13 protein-coding genes are annotated in these 24,906 nt (G+C 49.4%); 11 read left to right on the top strand and 2 right to left on the bottom strand.

Annotated features, from left to right (window positions below; genetic code table 11):
* Positions 1 to 34: 34 nt before the first annotated feature.
* Complete coding sequence (locus GVJ32_RS00065) at positions 35 to 403, bottom strand: hypothetical protein (protein WP_159237992.1); 369 nt, start codon at positions 401 to 403, stop codon at positions 35 to 37.
* 508 nt (positions 404 to 911) lie between these two features.
* Here GVJ32_RS00065 and GVJ32_RS00060 point away from each other — a divergent pair.
* From GVJ32_RS00060 to GVJ32_RS00010, 11 genes are all read left to right on the top strand, one after another.
* Entirely contained in the window at positions 912 to 1,778 is an 867-nt protein-coding gene (locus tag GVJ32_RS00060) for a WYL domain-containing protein (RefSeq protein WP_235034980.1), read from the top strand.
* 16 nt (positions 1,779 to 1,794) lie between these two features.
* On the top strand, positions 1,795 to 7,104 hold the full coding sequence (locus GVJ32_RS00055) for a DEAD/DEAH box helicase (protein ID WP_159237990.1): 5,310 nt from the start codon (positions 1,795 to 1,797) through the stop codon (positions 7,102 to 7,104).
* Positions 7,101 to 9,872 carry a helicase-related protein gene (locus GVJ32_RS00050; RefSeq protein ID WP_159237988.1) on the top strand — a complete coding sequence of 924 codons (2,772 nt, stop codon included), beginning with the start codon at positions 7,101 to 7,103 and terminating at the stop codon, positions 9,870 to 9,872. The genes GVJ32_RS00055 and GVJ32_RS00050 overlap by 4 nt, the downstream gene beginning before the upstream one ends.
* Positions 9,873 to 9,881: 9 nt before the next feature.
* Complete coding sequence (locus tag GVJ32_RS00045; RefSeq protein ID WP_159237986.1) at positions 9,882 to 14,462, top strand: Eco57I restriction-modification methylase domain-containing protein; 4,581 nt, start codon at positions 9,882 to 9,884, stop codon at positions 14,460 to 14,462.
* Between the two features lie 4 nt (positions 14,463 to 14,466).
* Entirely contained in the window at positions 14,467 to 16,404 is a 1,938-nt protein-coding gene (locus tag GVJ32_RS00040) for a chromosome partitioning protein ParA (RefSeq protein ID WP_159237984.1), read from the top strand.
* A gap of 35 nt (positions 16,405 to 16,439) precedes the next feature.
* On the top strand, positions 16,440 to 16,619 hold the full coding sequence (locus GVJ32_RS00035) for a hypothetical protein (protein ID WP_159237982.1): 180 nt from the start codon (positions 16,440 to 16,442) through the stop codon (positions 16,617 to 16,619).
* Between the two features lie 55 nt (positions 16,620 to 16,674).
* Positions 16,675 to 17,859, top strand: coding sequence for a hypothetical protein (locus GVJ32_RS00030; RefSeq protein ID WP_159237980.1), 1,185 nt, complete (start codon positions 16,675 to 16,677; stop codon positions 17,857 to 17,859).
* A complete protein-coding gene (locus GVJ32_RS00025) occupies positions 17,856 to 20,033 on the top strand; it encodes a hypothetical protein (protein WP_159237978.1) in 2,178 nt (725 codons plus the stop codon). Before GVJ32_RS00030 ends, GVJ32_RS00025 begins: the two co-directional genes overlap by 4 nt.
* A 56-nt stretch (positions 20,034 to 20,089) precedes the next feature.
* A complete protein-coding gene (locus GVJ32_RS00020; RefSeq protein ID WP_159237976.1) occupies positions 20,090 to 22,762 on the top strand; it encodes an ATP-binding domain-containing protein in 2,673 nt (890 codons plus the stop codon).
* Positions 22,698 to 23,525 carry an HNH endonuclease gene (locus tag GVJ32_RS00015; RefSeq protein WP_200841291.1) on the top strand — a complete coding sequence of 276 codons (828 nt, stop codon included), beginning with the start codon at positions 22,698 to 22,700 and terminating at the stop codon, positions 23,523 to 23,525. The genes GVJ32_RS00020 and GVJ32_RS00015 overlap by 65 nt, the downstream gene beginning before the upstream one ends.
* 252 nt (positions 23,526 to 23,777) lie before the next feature.
* Positions 23,778 to 24,464, top strand: coding sequence for a dUTP diphosphatase (locus GVJ32_RS00010; RefSeq protein WP_159237974.1), 687 nt, complete (start codon positions 23,778 to 23,780; stop codon positions 24,462 to 24,464).
* 102 nt (positions 24,465 to 24,566) lie between these two features.
* Here the strand turns inward: GVJ32_RS00010 and GVJ32_RS00005 are convergent, their stop codons facing one another.
* A complete protein-coding gene (locus GVJ32_RS00005; RefSeq protein WP_159237972.1) occupies positions 24,567 to 24,845 on the bottom strand; it encodes a hypothetical protein in 279 nt (92 codons plus the stop codon).
* Between the last annotated feature and the right edge of the window lie 61 nt (positions 24,846 to 24,906).

Genomic DNA, 24,906 nt, shown 5'->3' with positions numbered 1-24,906 from the left:
AGCCACGCACCGTTATCCGGTGCCTACTAGTAAATTATGAAAATTTTGGGGGTCTGAGCAGTACGCGCTGAAACGCTGGATTGGGTGGCGGCGGGAGGGTGATTGTCTGCATCGTTGGTTTTTTTTCAAGTGCAGCGATAGGGAGGGGTGGTAGAAAACTTGCCGTTAGTCCGCCAATGCCACAATCGATGTTTTCACAGCTATTATTGCTATCCACACAACAACAGTTTGCTGGCGAATCGCAATCAGCCTGCATATCGCTGGCTTGCATGTTCGGCGCCATGTGTTCAGCCGTAACGGACGTTGTTGGATCACAATAGGCGGCCTGTAATACGCTGCCCCAGCCCGATGTAGTAAACAACATCAGCGAAAGGATAAGTATGTAGGTGAGGCGCTTTTTCATTCGATGATTTTATTCTTTCCCTGCTTGAGCTGCAAGACGTTCATTTCAGATGGCTTTTTAGAATTACCATGAGGAGGTCATAGCTATAATATATCCGATACGGTGACGTGTTGGAAATAGGGCGCGTTGGGCGCTAGAACACTGACCTGAGGGTTAATCTGTAGAAGTCATCAAAACTCGTTTAGTCGATTTCATTGATAGGTGGCGGCAGCCCATTTTCCTTCTCTTGACTTATAAACGGGTCATCTGCATCAATGTACCGTAACGCCGTCTTGGGATCCTTCCAGTCGACATACTCCATCCGTTACTTGGCCCTCACGTAACTACTCTCTACATACACCAGTCAGGCTAACCGTTCTAGCGCCTGTGCTCGGAAGGCTCAAATGGAATAATATACAGATTAAAGTGATGAGGTTGTCATATCAAAGTTGACGTGGGATAAAGTATTACCATGCGGATTCAAATTGGTGCAAAATGGTTTTTGACTTGATTGTTGGGGCGGAGCAGTGTGGAGTTATCGGACATCAGTCAGGCGCAAAAAGAGCGCTTGTCGCATATTGACTTTCGCACCTACTTTTTAGGTGGGGTTGGACGAGGTGATTTGGTTGCTCGCTTTGGAATCGGTGAGGCCGCTGCCACGCGCGGCATCACTTTATACAAGGAGCTCGCGCCAACCAATCTGGACTACGACACAAAAATAAAGACGTACGTCAAATCACGGTTTTTTATACCTCTATTTGAATACTCACCACAGCAAGTGCTTGCGGCACTGTCACAATGTTTTGGCGAGGATTTCATCGGTAGCCATAAACCTATGGTTCGCTGTGAAACACCGGCAGAGCTCAATCGTTCATTATTATCTGTCCTCGTAGTCCTCACCAGAGCCATTTACCATAAAAAAGTGGTGAAGGTTCAATATCGGTCTGTTCAGTCCGGTTTAAGCGACCGTGAAATTGTCCCCTTTGTTTTGGTTGATAATGGTCTGCGCTGGCATGTAGGCGGCTTCGATCGCAGCAGGCAGGCTTTCATCGATTATGTGGTCACGCGAATACCAGATCCTGTCATCGTCCCTGATTGCCCTAAAGAGCATGAATCAAGTGAGGCCGACATCCAGTGGAACCGTATCGTTGAAATTAGTTTGGTGGCGCATCCAACTCTCCTTCATCCTGAAACCATTGAGATGGATTACGCGATGCAAGATGGGGTGCTAAAGATGAATGTGCGTGCGGCTACTGCAGGCTATGTGCTAAGACAGTGGAATGTGGATTGCACAGAAAATCACTACTTGAAGGGCGCCGAATACCACTTATGGCTGAAGAATTGGCAGGCGCTTTACGGCGTAAAAACCTGGTCATTGCGCCAGGGTATAATATGAACAGGGGTTTGAAATAATGGAAAATGTGTTTAACTTTAGGGATGAGTTGATCGCTGATTACAGTTCGTTTTCTAGGAGTTTTGTGTCTATTGCCGCTAGCGATATAAAGGCTGTCGTTGAGCAAGAGTACTCTGGAGGTCGTTATTGGCCACAACCTCTCATACAGATAAACCCCAACTATCAGCGCAAAGGCACTGTGCAGGAATTAGCCAAAGATGGTGTTTTGCATCCTCTTTGTGCTGATATATTTCGTACAGGTAAAACTGAGGGGAGGTCCGATCCTTTATTCTTGTACAAACATCAAATTGAAGCTCTGGCAAAAGGGCAAGAAAAGCAGAGCTATGTAGTTACAACCGGTACCGGTTCAGGTAAATCGCTGGCGTTTTTTATACCTGTCGTTGATAGCATCCTCAGAGGCAAAGATCGGGATTCTACAGCTCGCACCAAGGCAATTGTCATCTACCCAATGAATGCGCTGGCGAACAGTCAGCTTGAAGAGCTTGATAAATTCCTAGTTGATTTTCCAACAGAAGAGCGGCCATTCACTGTGGCTCGCTATACCGGTCAAGAAAGCGCCTCTCAGCGCGAGCAGATTGCTAATAATCCACCTGATATATTGCTAACTAATTTCATGATGCTGGAACTGATTCTAACGCGTTATGAAGACGTTGATAGAAGGGTGGTTGAGAATTGTAAAGGCTTGGACTTTTTGATTCTCGATGAACTGCATACCTATAGAGGACGTCAAGGCGCAGATGTTGCGGTGCTGGTTCGAAGGCTGAGGGAGCGCCTAAATGCTGAGGACATGACGTGTATTGGCACTTCTGCAACCATGTCTAGCACTGGCAAACAGATGGATCGAAATCGTGTGGTTGCAGATGTTGCCGGTAAGTTGTTTGGCGCAGAAATATCCGAGCACGATGTCATTGGGGAGACTCTCGAAAGAGTAACGACACCCTCAAAAGATGTAGCTGCGATTAAATTATTTTTGAAATCGGAAATTCAAAAGGCGAGTTTCTCTTGGGAGGGCTTCGAAGAATTTAAGGATTCGCCATTGGCTATATGGGTGGAGTTAAACCTAGGTATCGAAATTCCAAATGATGAACCACCAAAGCGTGCGAAGCCGAAAACACTGGATTCAGCCGCTGAATTGCTTGCGGATGACGCCGGTGTAACTAAGCGAGATGCTTCTATTGCGCTACAAAAGTTTTTAGTCGCCGCGCATGATGTTAAAACCCCTCAGGGGCGAGCGCCCTTTGCTTTCAAGTTACACCAGTTTATTAGTGGTCCAGGCAAGGTTTTAGCAACTTTAGAGCCGGTAGGCTCTAGAGTAATTACGCTTGATGCGCAGCGATTTGCCCCCGGCAAGCAGGATCAAGCGATTCAACTATATCCAACTCACTTTTGCAGAGATTGTGGGCAAGAATACCACCCCGTTTGGAAAACTACGCATGGTCAAGTCAGATTTGACCCAAGAGATATAGGTGAAATCACAACTGCGGATAATGAAGAGCTTAATTTTGGATTCCTCTGTCCGACAGGAGCTCACATAAGCTTCAAAGGTCAACTTGAAGATCTACCGGAAGCTTGGATAGATTTTTCAAGGGCTGAGCCTAAGTTAAAGTACAACTACAAGAATGCTCGTCCCATTGAATTTACTATCGATCCTCAGGGGATTGAAGGGCGTGGGGAGCGGTATTGGTATATTCCTGGAAAATTCCGTTTTTGTCTGAGTTGTAGCCAGTTGCATGAAGCTCACGGCAAAGACATTAACCGCCTTGCAAGCTTGTCCGGGGAGGGTCGTTCATCTGCCACAACGGTACTAACGCTCTCTGCATTGCGCCAGCTTTTTTCCCTTCAGACTTTGCCGGACGGTGTGCCTGACCCAAGAAAGCTTTTGGGGTTTTCTGACAACCGACAGGACGCGGCGCTTCAGGCGGGACATTTTAATGATTTTATTTTTCTCTTAACACTGCGTTCCGGGTTGATCGGAGCGTTGCAAGCCAACCAACTTATGTTGGACGAAGAGAAACTGTCTGAAGAAGTTTTCAATGCATTAGGTTTTAGTGGCGTCGATGAAAGCACTCTAGCGGAGTATCTAAAAACGCCAAAGCTAATGGGGCTTGCCAGGCAAGAAGCGCAAAGAACTCTGCGATATATCATTGGCTATCGACTAATGCGAGATTTGCGTAGAGGTTGGCGTTTCAATAATCCAAATTTGGACCAACTTGCATTATTGCAGATCGGCTATAGGGGACTGGATGCGTTCTGTGCGGAAGACGACCTATTTAAAAGCAGTAAGAACTCTGTGCTAGTAAAACTCAATGCATTTAATAGGGCCAATCTGTGCGGGGTGCTCTTCGATGAAATGCGAAGAGCGTTGTGCCTTGAAAGCCGCTACCTAGACTCTGTCGAACAGGATAAGGCTAGAAATAGCGCCTTTAGCTATTTGAATGAGCGCTGGGCATTCGCCTCTGATGAAAAGTTGGAGACCTCCAAGTTCTTAATTCTGGCAAAGCGGCCTGAATACAAAGGCAAACCTAGGAATGATTTAGTCTCTGCCGCGGAAAGGTCTCGTGTTATAAAAATAGTAAAGAATGCAGAGTTTTGGAAAGACACCTCTTTCGCAGATCAGGTAAGTACATGGAAAGATACTGAATGGGTTGAGATAGTTGCCGCGCTCCTAGAAATAGCGATTCTTTATGGGTACGTACAAAAGCACAGCGTTGAAAAAGGTTTAGCAGGTTTCCGCCTCAATGCGTCAGCGCTAGAGTGGATTCTCACTGATAAACCTACTGAAGGCAGCGATGCTACCAATCAATACTTTCGCCAACTTTACCTTAACCTAGCGGAATTGCTCAAGCAGCCCAGCCATCCACTATTCTATTTTGAAGCTCAAGAGCATACCGCCCAAGTTGATGCTGGGCGGCGTCAATTGTTGGAACAACGCTTCCGCTATACCGAAAAAGATCAAAAGGAGTGGTTAGAGGAGCCTGGGCACGAAACGCCGCTGGAGCGTCTGCCGGTGATGTTTTGCTCTCCAACCATGGAGCTGGGTGTCGATATTTCGGCATTAAACACTGTTTACTTGCGTAACGTCCCACCGACTCCTGCAAACTATGCGCAGCGGAGTGGCCGTGCGGGCCGCTCAGGCCAACAGGCCCTTGTCATTACGTATTGTGCATCACTTAGCCCACACGATCAGTGGTTTTTTCATAATGCCAATGAGATGGTTCATGGCGTGGTGAAAGCACCAACGCTGGATTTGGGCAACAGGGAGCTTATTGAAAGCCACTTGCATGCCGTGTGGTTGGCGGCTGCCGAAATCCAGTTAGATAACAGCATAAAACCGTTGATTAATCTTGAAGAAGTGGCTAAACCCTTGCAAACAGCATTAATGCAAAAGCTGTCAGACCCTGCAGTGATAGAAAAGGCAAGATCAGCTGCGCAAGGCGTTATTAATCAGCTGACGAATGAATTAAATACCAGTCACTGGTTTACTGCAGACTATATTGATTCCGTTATAAACCAAGCCCCACAAAATTTTTCCCGGGCTCTGGATCGCTGGCGCGCCCTATTTGATGCTACCCGTACGCAGATGGATATGGCCGAAGCCGTTGCGAAAAGCCACACTGCGACTGATTTGGAAAGAACTAACGCAAAGCGTAGGTGGGGCGATGCTGCTAATCAGTACGGAGTATTGTTAAAAACTGGTAACACCCAGAATTCAGATTTTTACACCTATCGCTATCTGGCAAGCCAAGGCTTCTTGCCAGGTTACAATTTCCCGCGTCTGCCATTAATGGCTTGGATACCGGCTCGAGGTGGACAAACTTCAGGTAAAGAAGAGGATGGCAGTATGGTGAGTCGTCCGCGCTTTTTGGCCTTATCTGAATTTGGTCCGCGTAGTCTTATCTATCATCAGGGCAGAATGTATCGCGTTGTGCGTGCCAAACTGAATGTTGGTAACAGTGACCACATCTCTGGTAACAGCACTCTCTCAACTATTACTTCCAGGGTATGTGGTGAATGTGGCTATGGCCATCTTGGCCAACCCGGTGGCGATGAACCTCTTGTGGAGCGTTGTGAAAACTGCGATGCCCTGTTAACAGAGGAAAATTGGGTTAAAGAGCTTTATCGCATTGAAACCGTCGAAACAGTGCCCGTCGAGCGAATTTCAATCAACGACGAAGATCGCCAACGCCAAGGCTTCGAACTCCAAACTACCTACCGGTTCCTGCCAGGTCCAGACGGCAAAATCCAGCAGCAAAAAGCCATAGTAAATGCCGAAGAAGAAGCGCTCGCCGAATTGACCTACGCACCTGCGGCACGCATATGGAGAATTAACCGCGGATGGCGGCGCAGAAAAGACAAAAATCAGCTCGGTTTCTACATTAATCCGATAACTGGAACTTGGAGTAAACAGGACGACCCCAATAGCGAAGATGACATAAGTAAAGAAGAAGGTGCTATCGATAAGGTCTCTAACCAGCGTATTGTGCCTTTCGTAGAGGATCACCGAAACCTGCTGATTCTTCAGCCGCTCAAACCACTGTCTATCGAGGCTATGGCTACCGTGCAGGCCGCGCTAAAACGTGGTATAGAAATGATGTTTCAGATTGAAGAGTCCGAACTGGTTGCCGAGCCATTACCGAAGCTGGATGATAGAAAATCCCTGTTGTTTTACGAAGCTGCCGAAGGTGGCGCCGGCGTCCTTACTCGGTTGGCCTCAGAGGCTGAAAGTCTGCCACTGGTCGCCAGCAAAGCTCTAGAGATCATGCATTTTCAAAAGCCGGATGGTGACTGGAGTACAAGCCAGCTGACCTCATTAGAAAAGAAAAATGAGCTGAACAATGCTCTGTGCGAAGCTGGCTGTTATCAGTGCCTGCTTTCCTATTTCAACCAACCTGATCATGAGTACATCAATCGTCGCAATACTGATGCTCTGAAGCTATTGGTCGCGCTTGCCAACGCAAACGTAGATGCCACACAGCTCAGTCAACTCTCAACACCAGAGGCGACAAATAGTGGTGATATTTTTCCACAAGACGGGTTGGGCGAGGTGTTACTGGCCAAAATAAGTCAGCAAGGGCTTAATCAACCGGATACAACATTTGTCAGTGTGTCAGGGGGAGCTGCCACGGCTACGGCACAATATAAAAACGTTAGAGCCTTGGTGTTTACCGAAACGCTCACGGAAGAAATTCTGCAGCAGTTGACCGACAAAGGTTGGATTTGTATTGATGCCACCGACCCAACAACATGGAACAACTTGTTTAGCCATCACGCCGACGTCTTTGGCGTGAGAGAGGACGCAGCGCAATGACGCAGGATTACAATTATCAACCTGGCAATTTGGTGCATGCCCGCGGTCGTGAATGGGTGGTACAAAATGAATCCGGCCCTGAGTGGCTTCGCCTTCGCCCGTTGGGTGGTACCGACGACGATATTATTGCGCTGATTCCAGATTTGGAGCTTGAACCCGTCAAGTCAGCGACTTTCCCCTGGCCCAATGCAGAAAAACCCGGCAACCATTCCGGCGCTTTGTTATTACGTGATGCCCTGCGGCTGAAGCTGCGCACCGGCGGTGGACCGTTCCGCTCGTTTGGCAATATCGCCGTTGAGCCACGCGCTTATCAGCTCGTGCCCCTACTGATGGCATTGCGCTTGAGTACGGTACGTCTGTTGATTGCCGATGACGTGGGTATTGGTAAAACCATTGAAGCAGGTCTTATCGTTCGTGAGCTAATGGATCGCGGCGAAATCGCCAAGTTCGCCGTGCTGTGCCCGCCTCACTTGGTAGAACAGTGGCAATCGGAACTCGAGAACCGTTTCAACTTGCAGGCCGTGGCCCTCACCTCCGCTACCGCCAGTCGCGTCGAACGGGAAGTCCCCCATGGCATCAGCCTGATGGATCACTTTTCCATCATCGTGGTGAGCCTCGATTACATCAAAAGCGAACGCCACCGCGAGCACTTTCTCTCGATTGCGCCTGAATGTATTGTTGTGGACGAAGCACATACTTGTGCCGCTTCCGGCCAGGGTAAGCAGCTGCGTTTTGAGTTACTGCAACGTCTCGCCGCCAATGAAGAGCGCCACCTGATCATGCTCACCGCGACACCACATTCCGGTGACGAAACCGCCTTTTACAACCTTATTTCTCTGCTTAACCCTAAATTCGCAGAACTACAAAACCGCACCTCCGCCAATGACCCGTTGCGTCAGGAGCTGGCGCGTCATTTTGTCCAGCGCCGCCGTAAAGACATCACCGAATGGCAAGCTGAAACCAACGAAGGCACCGGCTTTCCGCGCCGGATGAAAACCGAAGTCACCTACCAGCTCAGCGGAGATTGGGGTGGCTTTTTCGATGCCGTCCAAAACTATTGCCTTGAATTGGCAGAAAGCGTTGAACAGCGTGGTGAGCAAGACGCGCGATTAATCTGGTACGCCACCCTTGCCTTGCTTCGTTGTGTCGCCTCCTCCCCGGCAGCGGCCGTCAAGGCGCTCAGCAATCGTCTTGAAGGATTGCAAACGCCAGATGAGTTACTCGCCGATGAACGCATTCACGACGGTGAAGCCGATGATCTATCGGCATCCGATAGCGAGCCGCCGGCTCAAATCGGCAATCACGCACTGCAACAGTTGATTGATGAAGCCGGGCGCCTAAGCGGCAAGCAGGGCGATCCCAAACTGGCGTCGCTGATAAAACACCTCGAAGGGCTCATTCAGGAAGGCTTTCATCCGGTCGTTTTCTGTCGCTACGTAGCAACAGCGCATTATGTTGCCGAACACCTGCAAAAACACTTCCCGAAACTGATGGTGGATGCGGTGACGGGCGAACTGACTCCCGAAGAGCGCCGTTTAAAAGTCGAAGAAATGGAAGAGGGTGCGCAGCGTATTCTGGTCGCCACCGATTGTCTGTCCGAAGGCATCAACCTGCAACATCTGTTCACTGCCGTCGTCCATTACGACCTGGCCTGGAACCCCACTCGCCACGAACAGCGCGAAGGCCGGGTCGACCGCTTTGGGCAGCAGGCTAGCGAAGTGCGCTGCACTATGCTCTATGGTCAGGACAACCCCGTCGATGGTTTTGTCCTGAATGTTATTCTGCGTAAAGGCGAAGCCATTCAGAAGGAGCTGGGTGTGTTAGTGCCCATGCCGGAAGATGATACCCGCATCAATCAGGCCCTGGTCAAAGCCGCGCTGATGAAGCGTTCCAAAATGTCCACGCCGTATACCCCAGACCTGTTCGCTGATGCCGTAGAAACCCTGGCACCGCTTGAAACAAAATGGCAGGACGCGCTTGCCAAAGCCAAGGCCAACCGCACCGTATTTGCTCAGCGCCGTATCCAGCCGGATGAAGTTATGCCTGAATGGCAAAAGCAACAAGAGTCATTGGGCACTCACGAAGACGTGCAGCGATTTATCAAAACTGCTGCTGCTCGTCTCAACGCACCGTTGGAAACCGCCAAGGGCAATCGCTACCGCTTTTTGCCGCAATACACACCTGATAACTTACGCCAGCGCCTGGCGGACGAGGGTATTGATCAACCCTTGCTGATTGATTTCAACGAACTGCACCGCAGTCACCCGCTGGTGAGTACATTGGCAGATCATTTGTTGGAAGAAAGTCTGCAGGGCGATAGCAACCTGGCTGCCCGCTGCGCCGCCGCCGAAACCGACAGTATCGAGGTCGTCACCACTATTTATTTGCTGCGCCTGCGCCACCAACTGGAATATGTGCGTCGCCGTGAGCCCTTCCAACTAATGGCAGAAGAAACTATAGCCCTGGCCGTCAAAGGTCGCACCAATCCCGAATGGCTGATGGGGCCGGAAGTAAATCGCCTGCTCGAATGCGTGCCAACGGGCAATCTGCCCCTCGAAGCCATGACGCGGGAGATCAACTACGCCAGCGACTTTCTGATACAGAATCAGCAAAAACTGGAGGCACTGGCCACCGAGCGCGCACAAGCCCTATTGGAAGACCATAAACGTGTGCGCGAAGCTGCTCGCGATGTGGGCCAATACAGCGTGTCAGCCTGCTTGCCAGTGGATGTTATTGGTGTCTATGTACTGCTGCCCGATGCGTTGTAAGGAACAATAATGAGAAAAGTGAAACGCACCGCCAAAAGCGCATTGAATCTACCGAGCCTAACCTTAGAGGGCGCGCTGTTTCTGCCTGATCACCTCGAAAAGGCCGCCCTCGGCCAGGCCAGGCTGCAAACCGAAGCCGACTACCAAACCCCTAAGGGCCTGAAACTGAAAGACGACTACAGCCGCGCCTTTCAGATTGCCTGCGCTCAGTGGAAACACTTTGCACCCGCGCTGGAGCGGGAAGATGTCGATGCCCTGACCATCACCCAAACCTTTGTTGAAGAACTGCTGCGCGATGTCTTCGCCTACAGCACATTGCAACGGCCGGGGGCTATCCAGATTCTCGATCGCGCTTACCCCATTACCTTTCTTGCGGGCCATGTGCCGGTGGTGGTCGCGCCCTTCAATACCAAACTGGACGACAGCCTGCCAATCTTTGCCATCGACGGCAGCGGCAGTCGCAAGAAATCCGCGTTTCAGTTAGCGCAGGAATTATTAAACGCCAGCGATGCCCACCTGTGGGCCATCGTTAGCAACGGCAAACAACTGCGTTTACTGCGCGATGCGGCCAGTCTAACGCGGCCAAGCTTTCTGGAAATCGATTTACAGGATGTGCTCGAAGGCCAGCGCTTCAGTGAATTTGCCACCGTCTGGCGCCTGTTGCATGCCAGCCGAGCCGCGCTTAACCACAAACCCGAACACAGTATCTGGGAAGCCTGGCGTGAAACGGGCAAGGCCGAAGGCACCCGCGTGCGCGACGGTTTGCGCAACGGTGTCGAGCAAGCTCTGCTGGTATTGGGTGAAGGCTTTATTCAGCACCCGGCCAACCAGCAGCTGCGTAACCAGCTCGATAGTGGTGAACTCAGCAAAGATGCCTGCTTCCAGCAGTTACTGCGCCTGGTGTATCGGTTGATCTTTATATTCACCGTGGAAGAACGTGGCGTATTGCATCCATCCCCCAAAGCAGGTGAAAAGGACAGCAAGCAAACCCAACTTGCGCGCCGCGCCTACGCCCAGGGCTATGCCCTTGGTCGCCTGCGCGATGCCTGCTTAAAGCGCCGCAACCTCAACCGCTTTGATGACCACTGGCAATCCCTGCGTATTGTGTTTGGCGGCTTGGCCGAAGGCGAACCTCGTCTGGCTCTGCCTGCATTGGGCGGTTTGTTTAACTCTGCACAATGCCCGGCGCTGGACAGTGCTAGCCTGAGCAACAGTCATCTGCTTACCGCCATTCGAAATTTGCGTTGGGCCCCTGTCGTTGCCAACAAAAGTGACGGCTCACTGGCACCGGTGGATTACCGCAATATGGGGCCGGAGGAGCTGGGCAGTGTCTATGAAAGCCTGCTGGAGCTGGTACCGGAAATTAACCTGCAGGCCAAAACCTTTGGCTTTGTCGGTATCACCTCCGAAGGCTCCACCGCCGGCAATGCCCGCAAAACCAGTGGCAGCTATTACACGCCCGACTCTCTGGTGCAGGAGCTGATTAAATCCGCACTGGAACCGGTCATTCAACAGCGATTAGCCGATAGCAAAGCCAACCCCACAGAAGCGCTGCTCAGCATCCGCGTGATTGACCCGGCTTGTGGCAGTGGTCACTTTCTATTAGCAGCGGCTCGTCGCCTGGCACAGGAGCTGGCACTGCTGCGCAGTGAAGATGGCGCAGTAAAGCCCGCCGATTATCGTCATGCGCTGCGAGAAGTTGTCAGCCACTGCATCTTCGGGGTCGACCGCAACCCCATGGCGCTGGAGCTGGCCCGCACCGCTTTGTGGTTGGAGAGTTTTGAAGAAGGCCAGCCGCTGTCCTTCATCGATCACCACCTGCAGTGCGGCGACGCCCTGCTGGGCCTGACCGACTTGAAGGCACTGGAATACGGCATACCCAAAGCGGCGTTTAAGCCACTTTCGGGTGATGAAAAACCAGTGTGTACGGCACTTAATAAAATCAATACCGCTGCGCTGAAAGATCTGGAGAAAAAGCGTAACGCCGCGCAGTTCCAACAAGTGGATGAATTTCTGACTACCGATTCTGGCCTGAAAGAACTCACCACCATCGAGGCCATGCCGCAAACCACTACCAATCAAATTGCCAAGCAGGAGGCTGCCTACAAAGGCTTTTTGGATAAATCTCAAAATAGTCACCTGCGCCACGCCGCCGATATGCTGTTGGGGGCATTTCTGTTGCCGAAAACCGTAGCTAGCCAAGCGCAGATTCCCACCACCGCGAGTGTGTATCTGGAATTGGTCAGTGAAAGTCACAATGCCCAACACAACATCCAGCGCGAAGTGGCCACCAACGTCTGCGGCGAAGCCAAAGTATTTCACTGGCCACTGGCATTTCCGCAAGTGTTTGCTCAGGGAGGTTTCGATTGTGTGCTCGGAAATCCGCCTTGGGAGCGCATAAAATTACAGGAAGAAGAATTCTTTGCCACCCGCAATACCGATGTGGCCAAGGCAAAAAACAAGGCCGAACGTAGCCAGCGTATTCAGTGGCTCAGTGAGGGTATGCTGGCCAAACACCTGCTGCCGGAACTGCATCACCCCGATCACGAATGCGCCGCTGAAGTACGTTTATTTAATGAATTTGTTATCGCAAAACGCACTGCTGAAGCGGCCAGTGCCTTTATGCATGTGAATGGCGATGAGGGCGGGCGTTATGCATTAACCGGCGTGGGTGATGTAAATACCTATGCACTGTTCAGCGAAACCATATATCAAATTGTTGCGCCACTGGGGCGGGCAGGTTTTATCGTGCCGTCTGGTTTGGCTACCGACAACTCAACCAAGGACTTTTTTGGAGAGCTGATATCGAAGAAGTCTCTGGATAGCTTTTTTGAGTTTGAAAATGAAGGATTCTTCGCCGGTGCCGGCCAAGGACATATGTTGCGTTTTGCTTTGACAACAATTGTTGGCTCAGCGCAGAAAATCTCAGAAACACGTTTTCTCTTCCAGGGCAAAAAGATAGAACATCTGCATGATCCTGAGCGGGTCTTCACTTTAAGTCCTGAAGATATATTCCGGGTTAACCCGAATACGTTGACCTGCCCGATTTTTCAATCACGCTACGATGCCGAGATTACCAAGAAAATCTATCAGCGAGTGCCGGTTCTAATACGTGAGGCTAGCGGTGACCAGCCTGAGGTCAATCCATGGGGCATTCGCTTCATGGCAATGTTCCATATGTCCAACGACAGCCACCTGTTCAAAGCCTATGAAGATTTGGCGGGTGAAGGTTATGAGCTGGATGGGAATCACTTTATTAAAGGTGATTCCGAGTATGTGCCGCTTTATGAAGCGAAGATGGTGTATCACTATAATCATAGATACAGCGACTTTAGACAGACTCAGGGAGAGCGAGCTCATATACTTCCAAAAACGCCTTTAGATATATTGAAAGATATGTCCTATGAGCCGATGCCTTTTTATTGGGTTCCAAAACAGGAAATGGAAAGCCGATACAAAGACAAGAATTGGAATAGAAAATGGGCTCTTGGATTCAGAGATGTTACCGACTCTCGCGCTAGTGCTCGATCATTTGTTGGGACAATAATTCCTCGAGTTGCTGTTGGTAATAAATATCCGCTATTGCTATCCGATCAAGATACAAAAATGGTTTCTTTGTTGCAGGCAAACCTAACATCGATTTGCTTTGATTATTTTGCTCGACAAAAAATCGGTGGCTTGACTATGAATTTTTTTATAGTCAAGCAGTTACCTGTTTTGCCTCCGGAAATGTACAGCCCGAATGACATTGAATTCATAGTAAAAAGAGTGCTTAAACTTACTTACACCTCATTTGACATGGCGGAATGGGCTACAGATTTGGGGTATGACAATCCTCCGTTTGAGTTTAAGGAAGAGGAGCGCGCAATGATTCAAGCGGAGCTGGATGCCTATTATGGGAAGCTATATGGAATCGACAGGGAAGAACTTCAATTTATTCTCGACCCTGAATCAATCAAGCCAGGCTACCCATCAGAGACCTTTGCGGTATTAAAGCGAAGTGATGAGCGGCTATATAACAAATACCGCACCCAACGCCTAGTGCTAGAAGCGTGGGAAAAATTGGAATCGGGAGAGCTAAATTCCGTTCAAGATCCCTATCGCATTGCTGCAGGTCAGCACTACGTGCGGCCCACCCAGAAGCAGAAAATTGAACGCCGCTCAACGCCCTACTTAGAGTATTTGTCAGACACAGTACCTTGCTGCGAAGATGAGGATTGGCTCGCCGGCCTTGTCTGCGATTTGGTGATTCAAGGTGGGCCTACGTCCGAGCAGGATTTACGCCTGGTATTGTTAACGCAAGCTGAGACAGGTGAGTACGGCGAGGCATTGGAACGGTGGTGCTCACAAGAGCGACTGGAACGCCTGCCCGCGGTTATGCGATGGCTGGGGGACTTGCTCGGGGAGTTCTTGGATGTAACCAACAGCAATGAGCTGAGCAATGTTCTCGGTGACGGGCGTACCTTAACTCTGGCCAGTCTGTTGTTAAAAGGTTACAAAGATCAGCAATCGATACTCGATAATTCTAAAATGGGTGACAAAGAAGACTCCGATGTGACTGCCTCTACAAAAGCCAATAAACAGGCATAAGGTAATGGACACAACGATTGGAGAAACCCACAAAACCAGTCTTACCCAACCTAGGGTGTGGGTGGAAACTCTGTGGTTGCTCGAATCCCTGGAATCGGAATCCCCGCTGCGGGAAATTCCTCTGCAACTCGGTTTGAACCTGATACTGTCGGAGCCCATGGAGGGTAGCCTGGGCCATGGTGTAGGCAAGACAGCTTTCTGCCAGTTACTGCGTTTTGTATTGGAAGATCCTCAGTGGGCCGCTGGCACACCCCTGCGTGAGGAGTTGTGTAATGCTATGCCAAGTGGTGCGGTTGCCGCCCGCGTGCACATAGAAGGTGAAGCTTGGACGGTTCTGAAGCCATGGCAACACCAGAAACGCTATCGTGCTGTCAGAGGGGCAAGCTGGCAGCAGATCGCCAGAAATGAAGTGATCAACGAACATGACGCCTACGTGCAGGCACTCGATGAAAAGCTGGTTAAGGTCTTGCCGGTTCAAAATTTGCCTGGATCAGATCAGCCTATCCAATGGCAACATCTTCTGGCTTGGTGTTCCCGCGATCAGGGCAGCCGCTACCAGAGCTATTACCACTGGCGCATTGAAGGAACTGGCTTTACCTTGCCCGCGCAGTCACCCGCGCTGGTGGTCAAAATTGTTCTCGGTTTCCTCAAGGATGCATCTCTTCACAATAAACTAAAGAACAAAGAATCCGATCTTGGCCAGTTGCGTTCGAGCATAACCAACCTTGAGCGCCGCCCGGCGGACCTGCTTGCCCACGTAAAGCACCAATTGGCAACGGCTCTGGGCGTGGATGAATCCTCTCCTTTCCGCGCGGCCTCGTTGTTTGATGAATCCTCATTGCGTGCGTTGGCGGAGCAGCAGATTGAAAAATGTGTTGACGAACTCCAACTGCTTCGAGAGCAACGCAATAGCGTTGAGCAGGAAAGGCTAACTGTACTTGAGCAATTCACACCCCTGCTAACCCAGAAAAAAGCTGTGGCAAATCGTATCGCGCAATTACAAGCGGCTATCAGTGGTAATTATGCGGAAGTCGAACGTCTGAAAAAAGAGTCGGATGTCTTGCAGGAAAAATTGCCCCGGTTCTGTGAGCCAGGCAACCGATTGTTTCGTGAGTGCAACTATGTCCGAGAGCGGATTGATGTCGTACAGCTCAGCTCCATCCGTGACACCAAGGAACGCCAGCGAAGGAACGAGGAGTACCAATCAGAATTGGCGCAGCAGCAACAATTCCTGAATGAGCTGGAGCAGTCGCTTTTCCCTTTCGATAGCAATATCGCATCTATCACAGCATCATTGGGCGACATCAGCAGCCAGGAAATAGATATCCTTAACAGAAAGAAACAGTTGGAAAATGCGATTGCTGAATACGAACACTATGAAAATATTATTGCCAACCCGTTGGGGTGGCAGGAATTGACCAACCTGAAGCAACAGGAGACAGCGTTGGATAATGAGATTGGCCAGATCAAACTGGCCATCCATGAACAGCAAGCTTTGTATGCCGATCGCAAGCGAACTCTGAGAGATGCGGCAGATTTAATTGCTAGGAGCATCCCCGGTTTTACCTGGGGAGATTTCGACTGTGACAAGACGCCTCCTTTCCACATGGGACCAATGCATTCGACCACCTATGGCGTTTTGGAAACGCTAGCCGGTGATCTGGTTTGCCTGTTGGACAGCGGACATCCTGAAAGCTGCCATCCAGGATTTTTGTTGCACGATTCTCCAAGAGAGGCAGAGATGAGTGAATCGCTGTTTTGGGCGCTATTACGGGTGGCAAAGAGCAATCATTCTGCTTCCGGCCAGTATATTGTCACCACGTCAACGAAAGCCTCCTCAGAGTTCGAGGGCTTGGTGAGAGTGAGACTTCATAGTCGGGAGGAGGATGGCTTTCTGTTCAGGAAGAGAATCGGCATGGAAGCCAAGCCGCTGGACATATAACCCTTTGACATATTCAATGAGTGCCGAATTTACCTATGACTGACTTTTCTCGCGTCCCCTACACCTCCCGCCTCTCTTGGCTAGGCGGCGAGGATATTCCGTGCGGCGATGAAGCCTTGACTCGTCCACCAGAAACCTTGGTTAAAAAACTGTGGTCGATAATGACATCATTTGGTTCACCAGCCAGTGAACGCTTATTGAGGCGGGATTTGTGATGGCTTCCAGTTTAGAAAATTTTGTCGATGGATTCATATCGAGGGGATCATATTAATGAATTTTCCCAAAACAATTACTATCGAAGCATGTGAACAATTTATCGCTCAATTGCGGAATGATCCAGATCAACAGCTGCAATTGCCGGTAGACACATCCGCTCCAGCATTTGGCGGCCTCGCAAGTGCCATTCAGGCTGCCAATACCTGGGTGAGAAATTCCGCGCTAAGGGAAGTATTGCTGCGACCGAGTGCTTCGCGCGATGTGTTGGCCGACATCAATGAAAGGCCACATAAATTCGCGGCTGCAATGTGTGCTACTTCGATTGCCATGACTGAAAAACCCGATAAAGATTTGCGGCGCGATGTAAATCTGCGAGCAAAACATGTAATAGAGCAGCAAGGAAAAAGTTCTTATGGCCAACAACGTGGTGGCCTTTGTTGGTTGGCTTTTGTAGATCACAGCTCTAAAGCTTTCGATCGTAATTTTTATATTGAAAGGCCAGGCAGCAATGCTGAGCCCAGACAGCCAGACCAGATCAAGGCCATTATTAAAGCCATGGTTGATAAATCGATGGGGGTTTCCGGGGGCGCAAAGCCACTTTCTGGAGATGCGTTAGAATGGGTTGGACGCATTTTTTTCGAACTGTTCCTAAATACCCACGAGCACGGCAGTAGAGGTGTATCGCGCACCGATTGGCTGCGACCAGGAGTTCGTATTCTCTATACGCAGGGCGTTAATCTAAGCCAGGAAGGCAGCGCCAACGTCACCGCAAAGCAGCCAGCATTGCACCAGTATCTGAAGTCAGCAGAAGCCCACGGCATGCAGGGTAACAAACGCTTTGTTGAGCTGGGCATTGTGGATTCCGGGCTTGGTTTTTGTGGGCGCTGGCAGGCAGACCACCGAGAACAGAATTTATCCTCCGGCCTGACTGTTGATGAAGAATATCAAATATTCAAGAAGTGCTTCCGGTTTCGCCAAACATCCACTCAGCTTGATAACAAAGGTAACGGCCTGCCGGTAGTTATGGACAGGCTCACTAAGCTAGGCGGCTTTATCAGAATTCGAAGTGGTCGGCTGGCACTGTACAGAAACTTTATGGACTCCCCGTATCAATCGAATGATGAGTGCGGGTTTTACGATTGGCTTAGCGGAAACCCTGCTGAAGGTGGCATTACGGAAATGGCTCCCTGCGCTGGCGTATCAATTACGGTGCTGATACCACTGGAGGCAAAGTCGTGAGTCATTGTTTTGCCTTCCGATTTGTCGAACCGGATGATCAACAGCGAAAGAGCCTGGCTATTTTCACTGAAACCAAAGTTAGTCTTGATGCAATTTCAAGGACTTTGAAGCATGATGTGACAGAGAATTTGGTACCTAAGAATGTCTATCTCATTACCACCTCTCAAGATGGATATACGAGGCAGGGCTGCCGTGATGATGCAGCCTTCATCTCGGAGTTCGGGTCTTATGTGGGTGAGATAGATGAACGATTGCGTTGCTTAGTCAGTAGTTCGTCGGGATTTTTCAACTACTGTGATGGACAAGTTGTTAAGGACGAGCTTTCAGCGAGCATTCTCCAGAGTGGAATGCTAGCGCTGTTCAAAAAGCATAACGGGCTGATTGTTTCTAATACTGCCTATCATTTTGTAAAACCTTCGGGGGCCCATTGCGATAAGTTTATACGCGCTTCCAATCTTCTGGTTTCCAGTGGCGAGGTGGCCTTCCTTGCCATTTCACTGCTTCCCTATTTCAAGTCAGAATTAAAGCGCATATACGTTGACACCTCATCGATCGCCTTTCTGGTCAGCATCGCTATCCGGCTGTATTCTGATTTTACTTTTGGTCCTCCAGCCATTGAGAGTTTTGAGTCTTACGCAGCGCTAAATCATCCCTATGATTTTGTAGAGGATAGCTCCAGCTTGGTATTGATTTCAGCGACCACCAGTGGGTCACTGACAGCCAGCCTGCTAGGTGAAACTAATCTTCCAAACAACCAGATTGTCACTCTCTTTCATATTAATCTTCCTCCAGAGCAAATAGGTGTTTTTGATGTTTCTAACGCCATTGAAGAGGGGCTGATCTCCACCAAATCCTCGCATTGTGAGTTCTGTAAGCGTGGATCCAAGCCAATTCGTATTGCGGGCGACCAGTTTCTACCAGAAAACCCGAAACATGAGTTGCTGGTTATCAAGAAGCGAGATTTTTCTAGCAGGCGGGAGAACTTCTTCGGGCAATTTGCTGCTTTGCGAGTGTTGCAGTGGAACCGGCTTGGTTCCACCGGAGATGGAGCAAAAGAGCATTTTTATATAGACGTTGAAGCAGTTATTGCGAGTAAATCAGTAACCTTCGTAGAAAACTTGGACAAAGTGGCCAAGCGATATATTTCCCGAGATTTGAAAACCGTCATTACACTTGATGACACTGGATCGCAAGCTTTGTGCGATGCCATCAAGCCGTATATTGGAAGTGAGCCAGAAGGCCCTACGTTCATAGCAGCGTCTAGCCTGAGTCAAACTGACTTAACTGATACAGGCTCCGTCATGGTAATTGCTGGCGCCATTACCTCTGGCAGAAGTTTGCTGGCTGTTGCTAGGAAGCTGCGTTGTATTCACTCTTCTTCGACGATTATTTATTTTGTTGGTTTTTCCAAGTTGCCGAGTCACGAAGCAAAGGTACAGTTAGAGAAGGATTTGAGCCAGGGTGGGCATGAGTTAGTCATCCTGAATACATGCTCCGTTCCACGTATTAAGGAACACAGTGAAACGGCATGGGACAGGGAACGTAAGATACTGACATCTGCCAGTGAGGATGATCCGTTGGGTGATACATATGCTTCCTTGCCGGCCTCGCTTGAGTCGCGACGGAAAGGTGTTATCGCGGATTCTCTTGATTCAGATGAGCTTTTTCTGCGTGACGCTCAAGGCGATCCGTTAAAGTTGCGTCGTACTTTTGCCTTTTGGTCAGATCTTGGTTTTGATGATGCGCGTCTAAGTCAGACAACGCAGGCAGATGTATATTGGACAATTCAGTGTGTTCTACATGACTTGCGCACCAAGAGTGAAAATGGCGGTCTCGCCACGGCCTATCATACGACGCTGATTAGCCCTGCCAATTTCGACCGTTACAATGACGGTGTTATTCAAGCATCTCTTTTGCGGGCTGCACATCCTGTGGAACTGGATTACCGAGTAGACCCTGTCTTCAGTCGCCAAATGGCGGATGTCTGCATGTCTGTGATTCGCAACTGGGATGACGAACAAGGCGAAGCCGCTCTGGAGTTCTTGATGGCGCTATGGTCAGGGCGATTGCAGTTACTGGATGAGCACATAAACGAGCTCTCGCAGTGCCGCACTGATGATATGGCTGAAGACATTAAGTTTTTTCTGGATCGACTGTCGGTAAAAATTGCATGAGGCTCCATTCGGTAAGTCAGTGATAGGCGCAGGGTGGACATTGGGGGACGATTTTGATGCAAGATATAGACTTTTCATCGCTGGCCGAAGAAACGCTGGATACCTTTGCTGAAATTGCTAGCACTGCCAGTAGCAAACTCAGTGAGGGTCAAGCGGCAGCCACTGACAGTTTTGCCACTGGCAATACCCTGACCGGAAGCAAATCCTACCAAAATTTAGACGTCATCCAACGCGGTCAGCGTGATGTGTTAGAGAAATTGTGCCAAGAGCCGGCTATCGTCCGACTGGTACTAGAAGATGATGATCAAAATCAGCGTACCCTCTACATCGCTCGCACCGGCAATCTGCCGTTGTCTTCCGGCAAGGAGTTTGCCAGCTACCGCTCCCCATTAGGGCGCTTCGCTGAACTACCACCCGGTGAAGAATCCAGCCTTGAAATAGCAGGCAAGAAAAAATGCTATTGGGTTATCGAGAAAACCAATTTTCAACCCGACAAAGATGCCGAGGGTTGGGATTCAAATCAAACCCAGTATCGTCACTATGATCGTGGCACCTGGTCTATTGAATCGTTGCGCGCCCTGTTACAGGCAGAAGGGATCGACGAGGCAGATGAGCTGGATCGCCTGCTGGAGCAGGCTGAAGCACAAAGCGGTGTTGTGGCAGGTATCAGTCATGAGGTGCGTACAGCCATGGGTTTGCGCGACCAGCCGATTCTCGATCAGTTTCAAGGTGAAATATTCCGGTTGCCGCTGGATAGCCAATTGATGATTCTCGGGCCGCCCGGTACCGGTAAAACTACCACGCTGATTAAGCGCCTGGGGCAAAAACTGGATGTGGATAGCCTTGATGTCGATGAGCGTCGCCTAGTCGGAGCGTCGAACGCTCAGCGCCCGCACCAGACAAACTGGCTCATGTTTACCCCTTCAGAGCTCCTGAAGCATTATCTGAAGGAAGCCTTTAATCGAGAACAGGTGCCCGCATCCGATACGCACATACGCACCTGGGTTAGCTTCCGCAATGATATTGCCCGTAATACGCTGGGGATTTTACGCAGCGCTAACGGTGGCCGGTTCACACTGAAAAGCGACCAACTGTTCGTCAGCTCGGCAGTGGTACAAGATGCCAGTACCTGGTATGAGACCTTTCAAGAGTTTCATGAAGCTCGGCTGCGCCAGCAGTTGCAGGATGGCCTCGCTATTGTTTCAGCTGCGGCACCTACTGGCGGGCAGGGTGTTTTGCAGTCTCTTCAAGCCATGTCCGATACGTTGAAATACAGTCCTCTGATCGAAGTTTATCGTGCCTTGGACGGCGCAGAAAACGTAGTAAAACAAGCGTTGGTTGATACCAAGGCGATTGCAGACGATTTGTTGAAAAAAGAGCGCAATCGCCTGTACAACAGTGATAAAGAGGTATTCCAACAACTGGCGAAGCTCTTGGAGACTCTACAGCAGGACAATGAGCCGGATGACGAAGAGCAATTCGATAGCGATGAACAGGAAGAATCAACCTCACCGAGCCACAGCGCAATACTGGTAGGTAGGGACGCCTATTTATCGGCGATCAAAGCTCTGGCGAGAACCCGATATTTAAAGCGCAGCCTGTCAAAAACGTCGCGCTCTGCAGCTGTTGTACAGTTTCTGGGGGAAGCGATACCAAGTAATGAAGTGTTGATTGAAATTGGTCGGCATATCAGCTTCCAGAACGGCTTGCGGCGCTTTATCAATAGTCAAAGACGCCTGGTAACGGATATTCCGACCAGCTACCAGAAGTTTCGTAAAGATAAATCACAGGTTGCTGACTTTTATGCAAGTGAGGCAACTAATACTACTCAGCTAACGGGTACTGAACTGGATTTAATTGTTCTGTCGATGCTGAAAAATACGCGACAGTTGTTATCTCAAAGCTTCGTGGCCAAATCATCTGAGGAAGCCCGGTTCAACTATCTGGTTAACATTGCTGAGCTGTTTCGAAATCAGGTCATGGTCGACGAAGCCACTGATTTTTCGATGTTGGAACTTGCCTGTATGGCGAGCCTGACAAGTTTGGAGAGCCAGTCATTCTTTGCTTGCGGGGATTTTAATCAGCGTATTACGACAACGGGCATTCGACAAAGGGATCAGCTGAAATGGATTTTGCCTTCTATCTCAATCAGAACAGTGCAGCTTGTTTACCGCCAGAGTCGAAAGCTGAATGCATTTGCGGCAGAACTGCTGCGGTTACAGGGTGGAGATTTGAGTGCTCTTGGCCAAGTACCAGATGAAAGTACCCACGAGGGTGTTAACCCTGTTTTGTTTGAAGGCGCAAGCGACGATAGTGGCATCCGTTGGATTGCTGAGCGCATCAAAGAGGTAGAGCGCTCTGTGCAACAGTTGCCAACTATTGCAGTACTGGTGAACTCTGAGAGTGAGGTTAAGCCAACTGCCGAGCGGCTTTCACGCTACCTGGAGGACATAAGCCTCAGCGCAGTTGCCTGCGAAGAGGGTAAAGCCCTGGGTGAGGGTACTGACGTGCGGGTGTTTGATATTCAGCATATTAAAGGTCTTGAATTCGAAGCGGTTTTTTTTTCCGGAATCGACAGCTTAGCTAAGGAACAGCCAGAGCTATTTGATCGCTACCTTTATGTAGGTGCGACGCGCGCCGCGACTTATTTGGGGTTGGTATGTCATGAAAGTCTACCGGGAAAGCTCGAATCGACTCGGCGGCTTTTCGATTCAGTATGGGGCGAATAACTCCATGGACGCTTTGACGCGAACGCTGATTGAAAAGTCCGGACATGATTTCGGTTTCGAATACACCGTGGCTGAAACCAGCACTGCTTTGACGCTGGGTTCTGCGAGGCATCCGCTGCAAGCTCAAGTGATGGTGGTGCATTCGAAGTACCAGACTCAGTTCGTCAACGCAAAACCCGATTTGATCAGTGAATTACGCCGGGATTTCGCAATGACAGATCAAATGATTGTCTGCAGCGCTATTGACCAGCTCTCTGTCGTTTTCAGTCGTGCCGCTGCATTGGCGCACTCATTACCGAGGCAGGCCGAGAATGATTTTGAGTTTGCGCTCTTGACAGAACTGAAGAAGTTTCCTGATGAAATTAAGAACACCGAAGTAGAGCGCTTAGTTCGGCAGCGTGTTGGGCAGGATATTTATCGTAAAGCTATGCTCGATTATTGGGGGGAGGCTTGTGCAGTTACGGGCGTTGCAATGCCAGATATTTTGCGCGCAAGTCACTCGCTACCCTGGGCGGAATGTCAATCAGACGCGCAGCGCCTTGATGTCTTCAATGGAGTACTGCTTACTGCGAATCTAGATGTATTATTTGATCGCTTTCTGATCAGCTTTGATCGCGCGGGAGTTATTGTCATTTCTAGTGTGATCTCGGAACTCGATCGGGAGAGTTTGGGCTTAAACGATAAACTACAATTACGCTGGATTACTGAACGACACGAAATCTACTTACAATCGCACCGTGCTCGTTTACGGCATATAGAATAGTAGGGATGCCGAGGTGTAGATTTGTATTTAAAATTTCTCCAAGGTCAATCGTTATATTTATTAGTGAATCAATATCTTATAGCATTTTGCTTATCGTATTAACTTATGGGAATATATTACATGAAAAGTTAATACGCAGATGAATGACGAAAGCAGCTAGATAAACGACCCCTCATAGTAACGCAGTGTGTCGAATTGACTAGCTCTCTGCGACCACCAATTTCAAACAACCGGAGTCAGAGAAAATTGAACTTGAATAGCACTGAACCTGTGAAAAGCACTCTCATCCAGCTCGTGCTAGATTGCATGGAGTCTCAGGATGCCATAAATAAAGTTATTGACCTAGATTGGGTGAAAAAAAAGCGCGACTGGGAGCTCGCGATAACGGTCGAAATGGCAGAATTCTGTGAGCATGTTTCATTCAAGTGGTGGAAGAAACAATCTCCCGACTGGAGTCAGGCTTTTATCGAGCTGACTGACATTTATCATTTTTTGCTATCTAGAGTCATTGAAAGCGAAATTCCTGCTACCTATCTCGCCAAGGCGGTTGAACGCCACCAAACCAGTCCAATACAAAACCAAGACGTCAGAATAGCGAAAACCCACGTCTACGCCAAGGAAATTATCCACAAGTCTACTGGTAAAGACAGCCTCAATGCTCAACAGTGTGAAGAAATTATGGGGCTACTGATCGCTCTTGCTGAATTCTGTGGAAGAACGACTGATGAGTTCTTTCAATTCTTTCTGTCGAAGCTTCAACTTAATATTTTTAGACAACGACATGGCTATAAGGACGGAACATACATCAAGATATGGGACGGTAGAGAGGATAACGAAGTAATGCATGATCTAATCCAAGCTAATCCTGAATTAGGTCTAAATGCCAATATGCTATACTCGGCATTGGAGGCTGCCTACCCAGAGGCCGCGCGCGCTTAGTTAGATTGAGAGGCGCTTTCCAAAGAGTAGCATCTACAATTGAGAATTCCGCCGATCCTGATTAGTCGCCCGCAGCGGTTGATTAGGTTAGGTTGGTTGCCACTATTGAGAGTGCTCTGAAAGCGCTAGTTTCTCGTCAATACGTTCCTCAACTTCTCTCATCGCAGTGGGGAATTTTTCTGAGACGAGCTGAAATAAAAATGTATAAAGTGTTAGGATTCTGTCGTTTTCTTTTCTCGCTTTTTCTAAGTCAGTTTTAGCTTTTTTTAGCTGCTTAGCGAGATGAGTTTTGGTATGTAATTTGTACCTGTTTTCAAGTGCAGTATCCGCATCTGGAGCCTGTGCACGATCATACGCCTTCTTTATTTCGTAAGCGCTCAATAAACCCCATCTAATAATCTTCCCGCTGCGGCTTTACTCTTCGGCTTTAACCTGAGGAGCC

The sequence above is a fragment of the Zhongshania aliphaticivorans genome (assembly GCF_902705855.1).
GTDB lineage: Bacteria > Pseudomonadota > Gammaproteobacteria > Pseudomonadales > Spongiibacteraceae > Spongiibacter > Spongiibacter aliphaticivorans_B.
This window is presented reverse-complemented; position numbering and strand designations above follow the sequence as displayed.

What these genes read in the sequence shown, in the direction of transcription:
- GVJ32_RS00065 (WP_159237992.1), bottom strand. Translation starts at nt 403, where the DNA reads ATGAAAAAGCGCCTCACCTACATACTTATCCTTTCGCTGATGTTGTTT.
- GVJ32_RS00055 (WP_159237990.1), top strand. Translation starts at nt 1,795, where the DNA reads ATGGAAAATGTGTTTAACTTTAGGGATGAGTTGATCGCTGATTACAGT.
- GVJ32_RS00050 (WP_159237988.1), top strand. Translation starts at nt 7,101, where the DNA reads ATGACGCAGGATTACAATTATCAACCTGGCAATTTGGTGCATGCCCGC.
- GVJ32_RS00045 (WP_159237986.1), top strand. Translation starts at nt 9,882, where the DNA reads ATGAGAAAAGTGAAACGCACCGCCAAAAGCGCATTGAATCTACCGAGC.
- GVJ32_RS00040 (WP_159237984.1), top strand. Translation starts at nt 14,467, where the DNA reads ATGGACACAACGATTGGAGAAACCCACAAAACCAGTCTTACCCAACCT.
- GVJ32_RS00035 (WP_159237982.1), top strand. Translation starts at nt 16,440, where the DNA reads ATGACTGACTTTTCTCGCGTCCCCTACACCTCCCGCCTCTCTTGGCTA.
- GVJ32_RS00030 (WP_159237980.1), top strand. Translation starts at nt 16,675, where the DNA reads ATGAATTTTCCCAAAACAATTACTATCGAAGCATGTGAACAATTTATC.
- GVJ32_RS00020 (WP_159237976.1), top strand. Translation starts at nt 20,090, where the DNA reads ATGCAAGATATAGACTTTTCATCGCTGGCCGAAGAAACGCTGGATACC.
- GVJ32_RS00015 (WP_200841291.1), top strand. Translation starts at nt 22,698, where the DNA reads ATGAAAGTCTACCGGGAAAGCTCGAATCGACTCGGCGGCTTTTCGATT.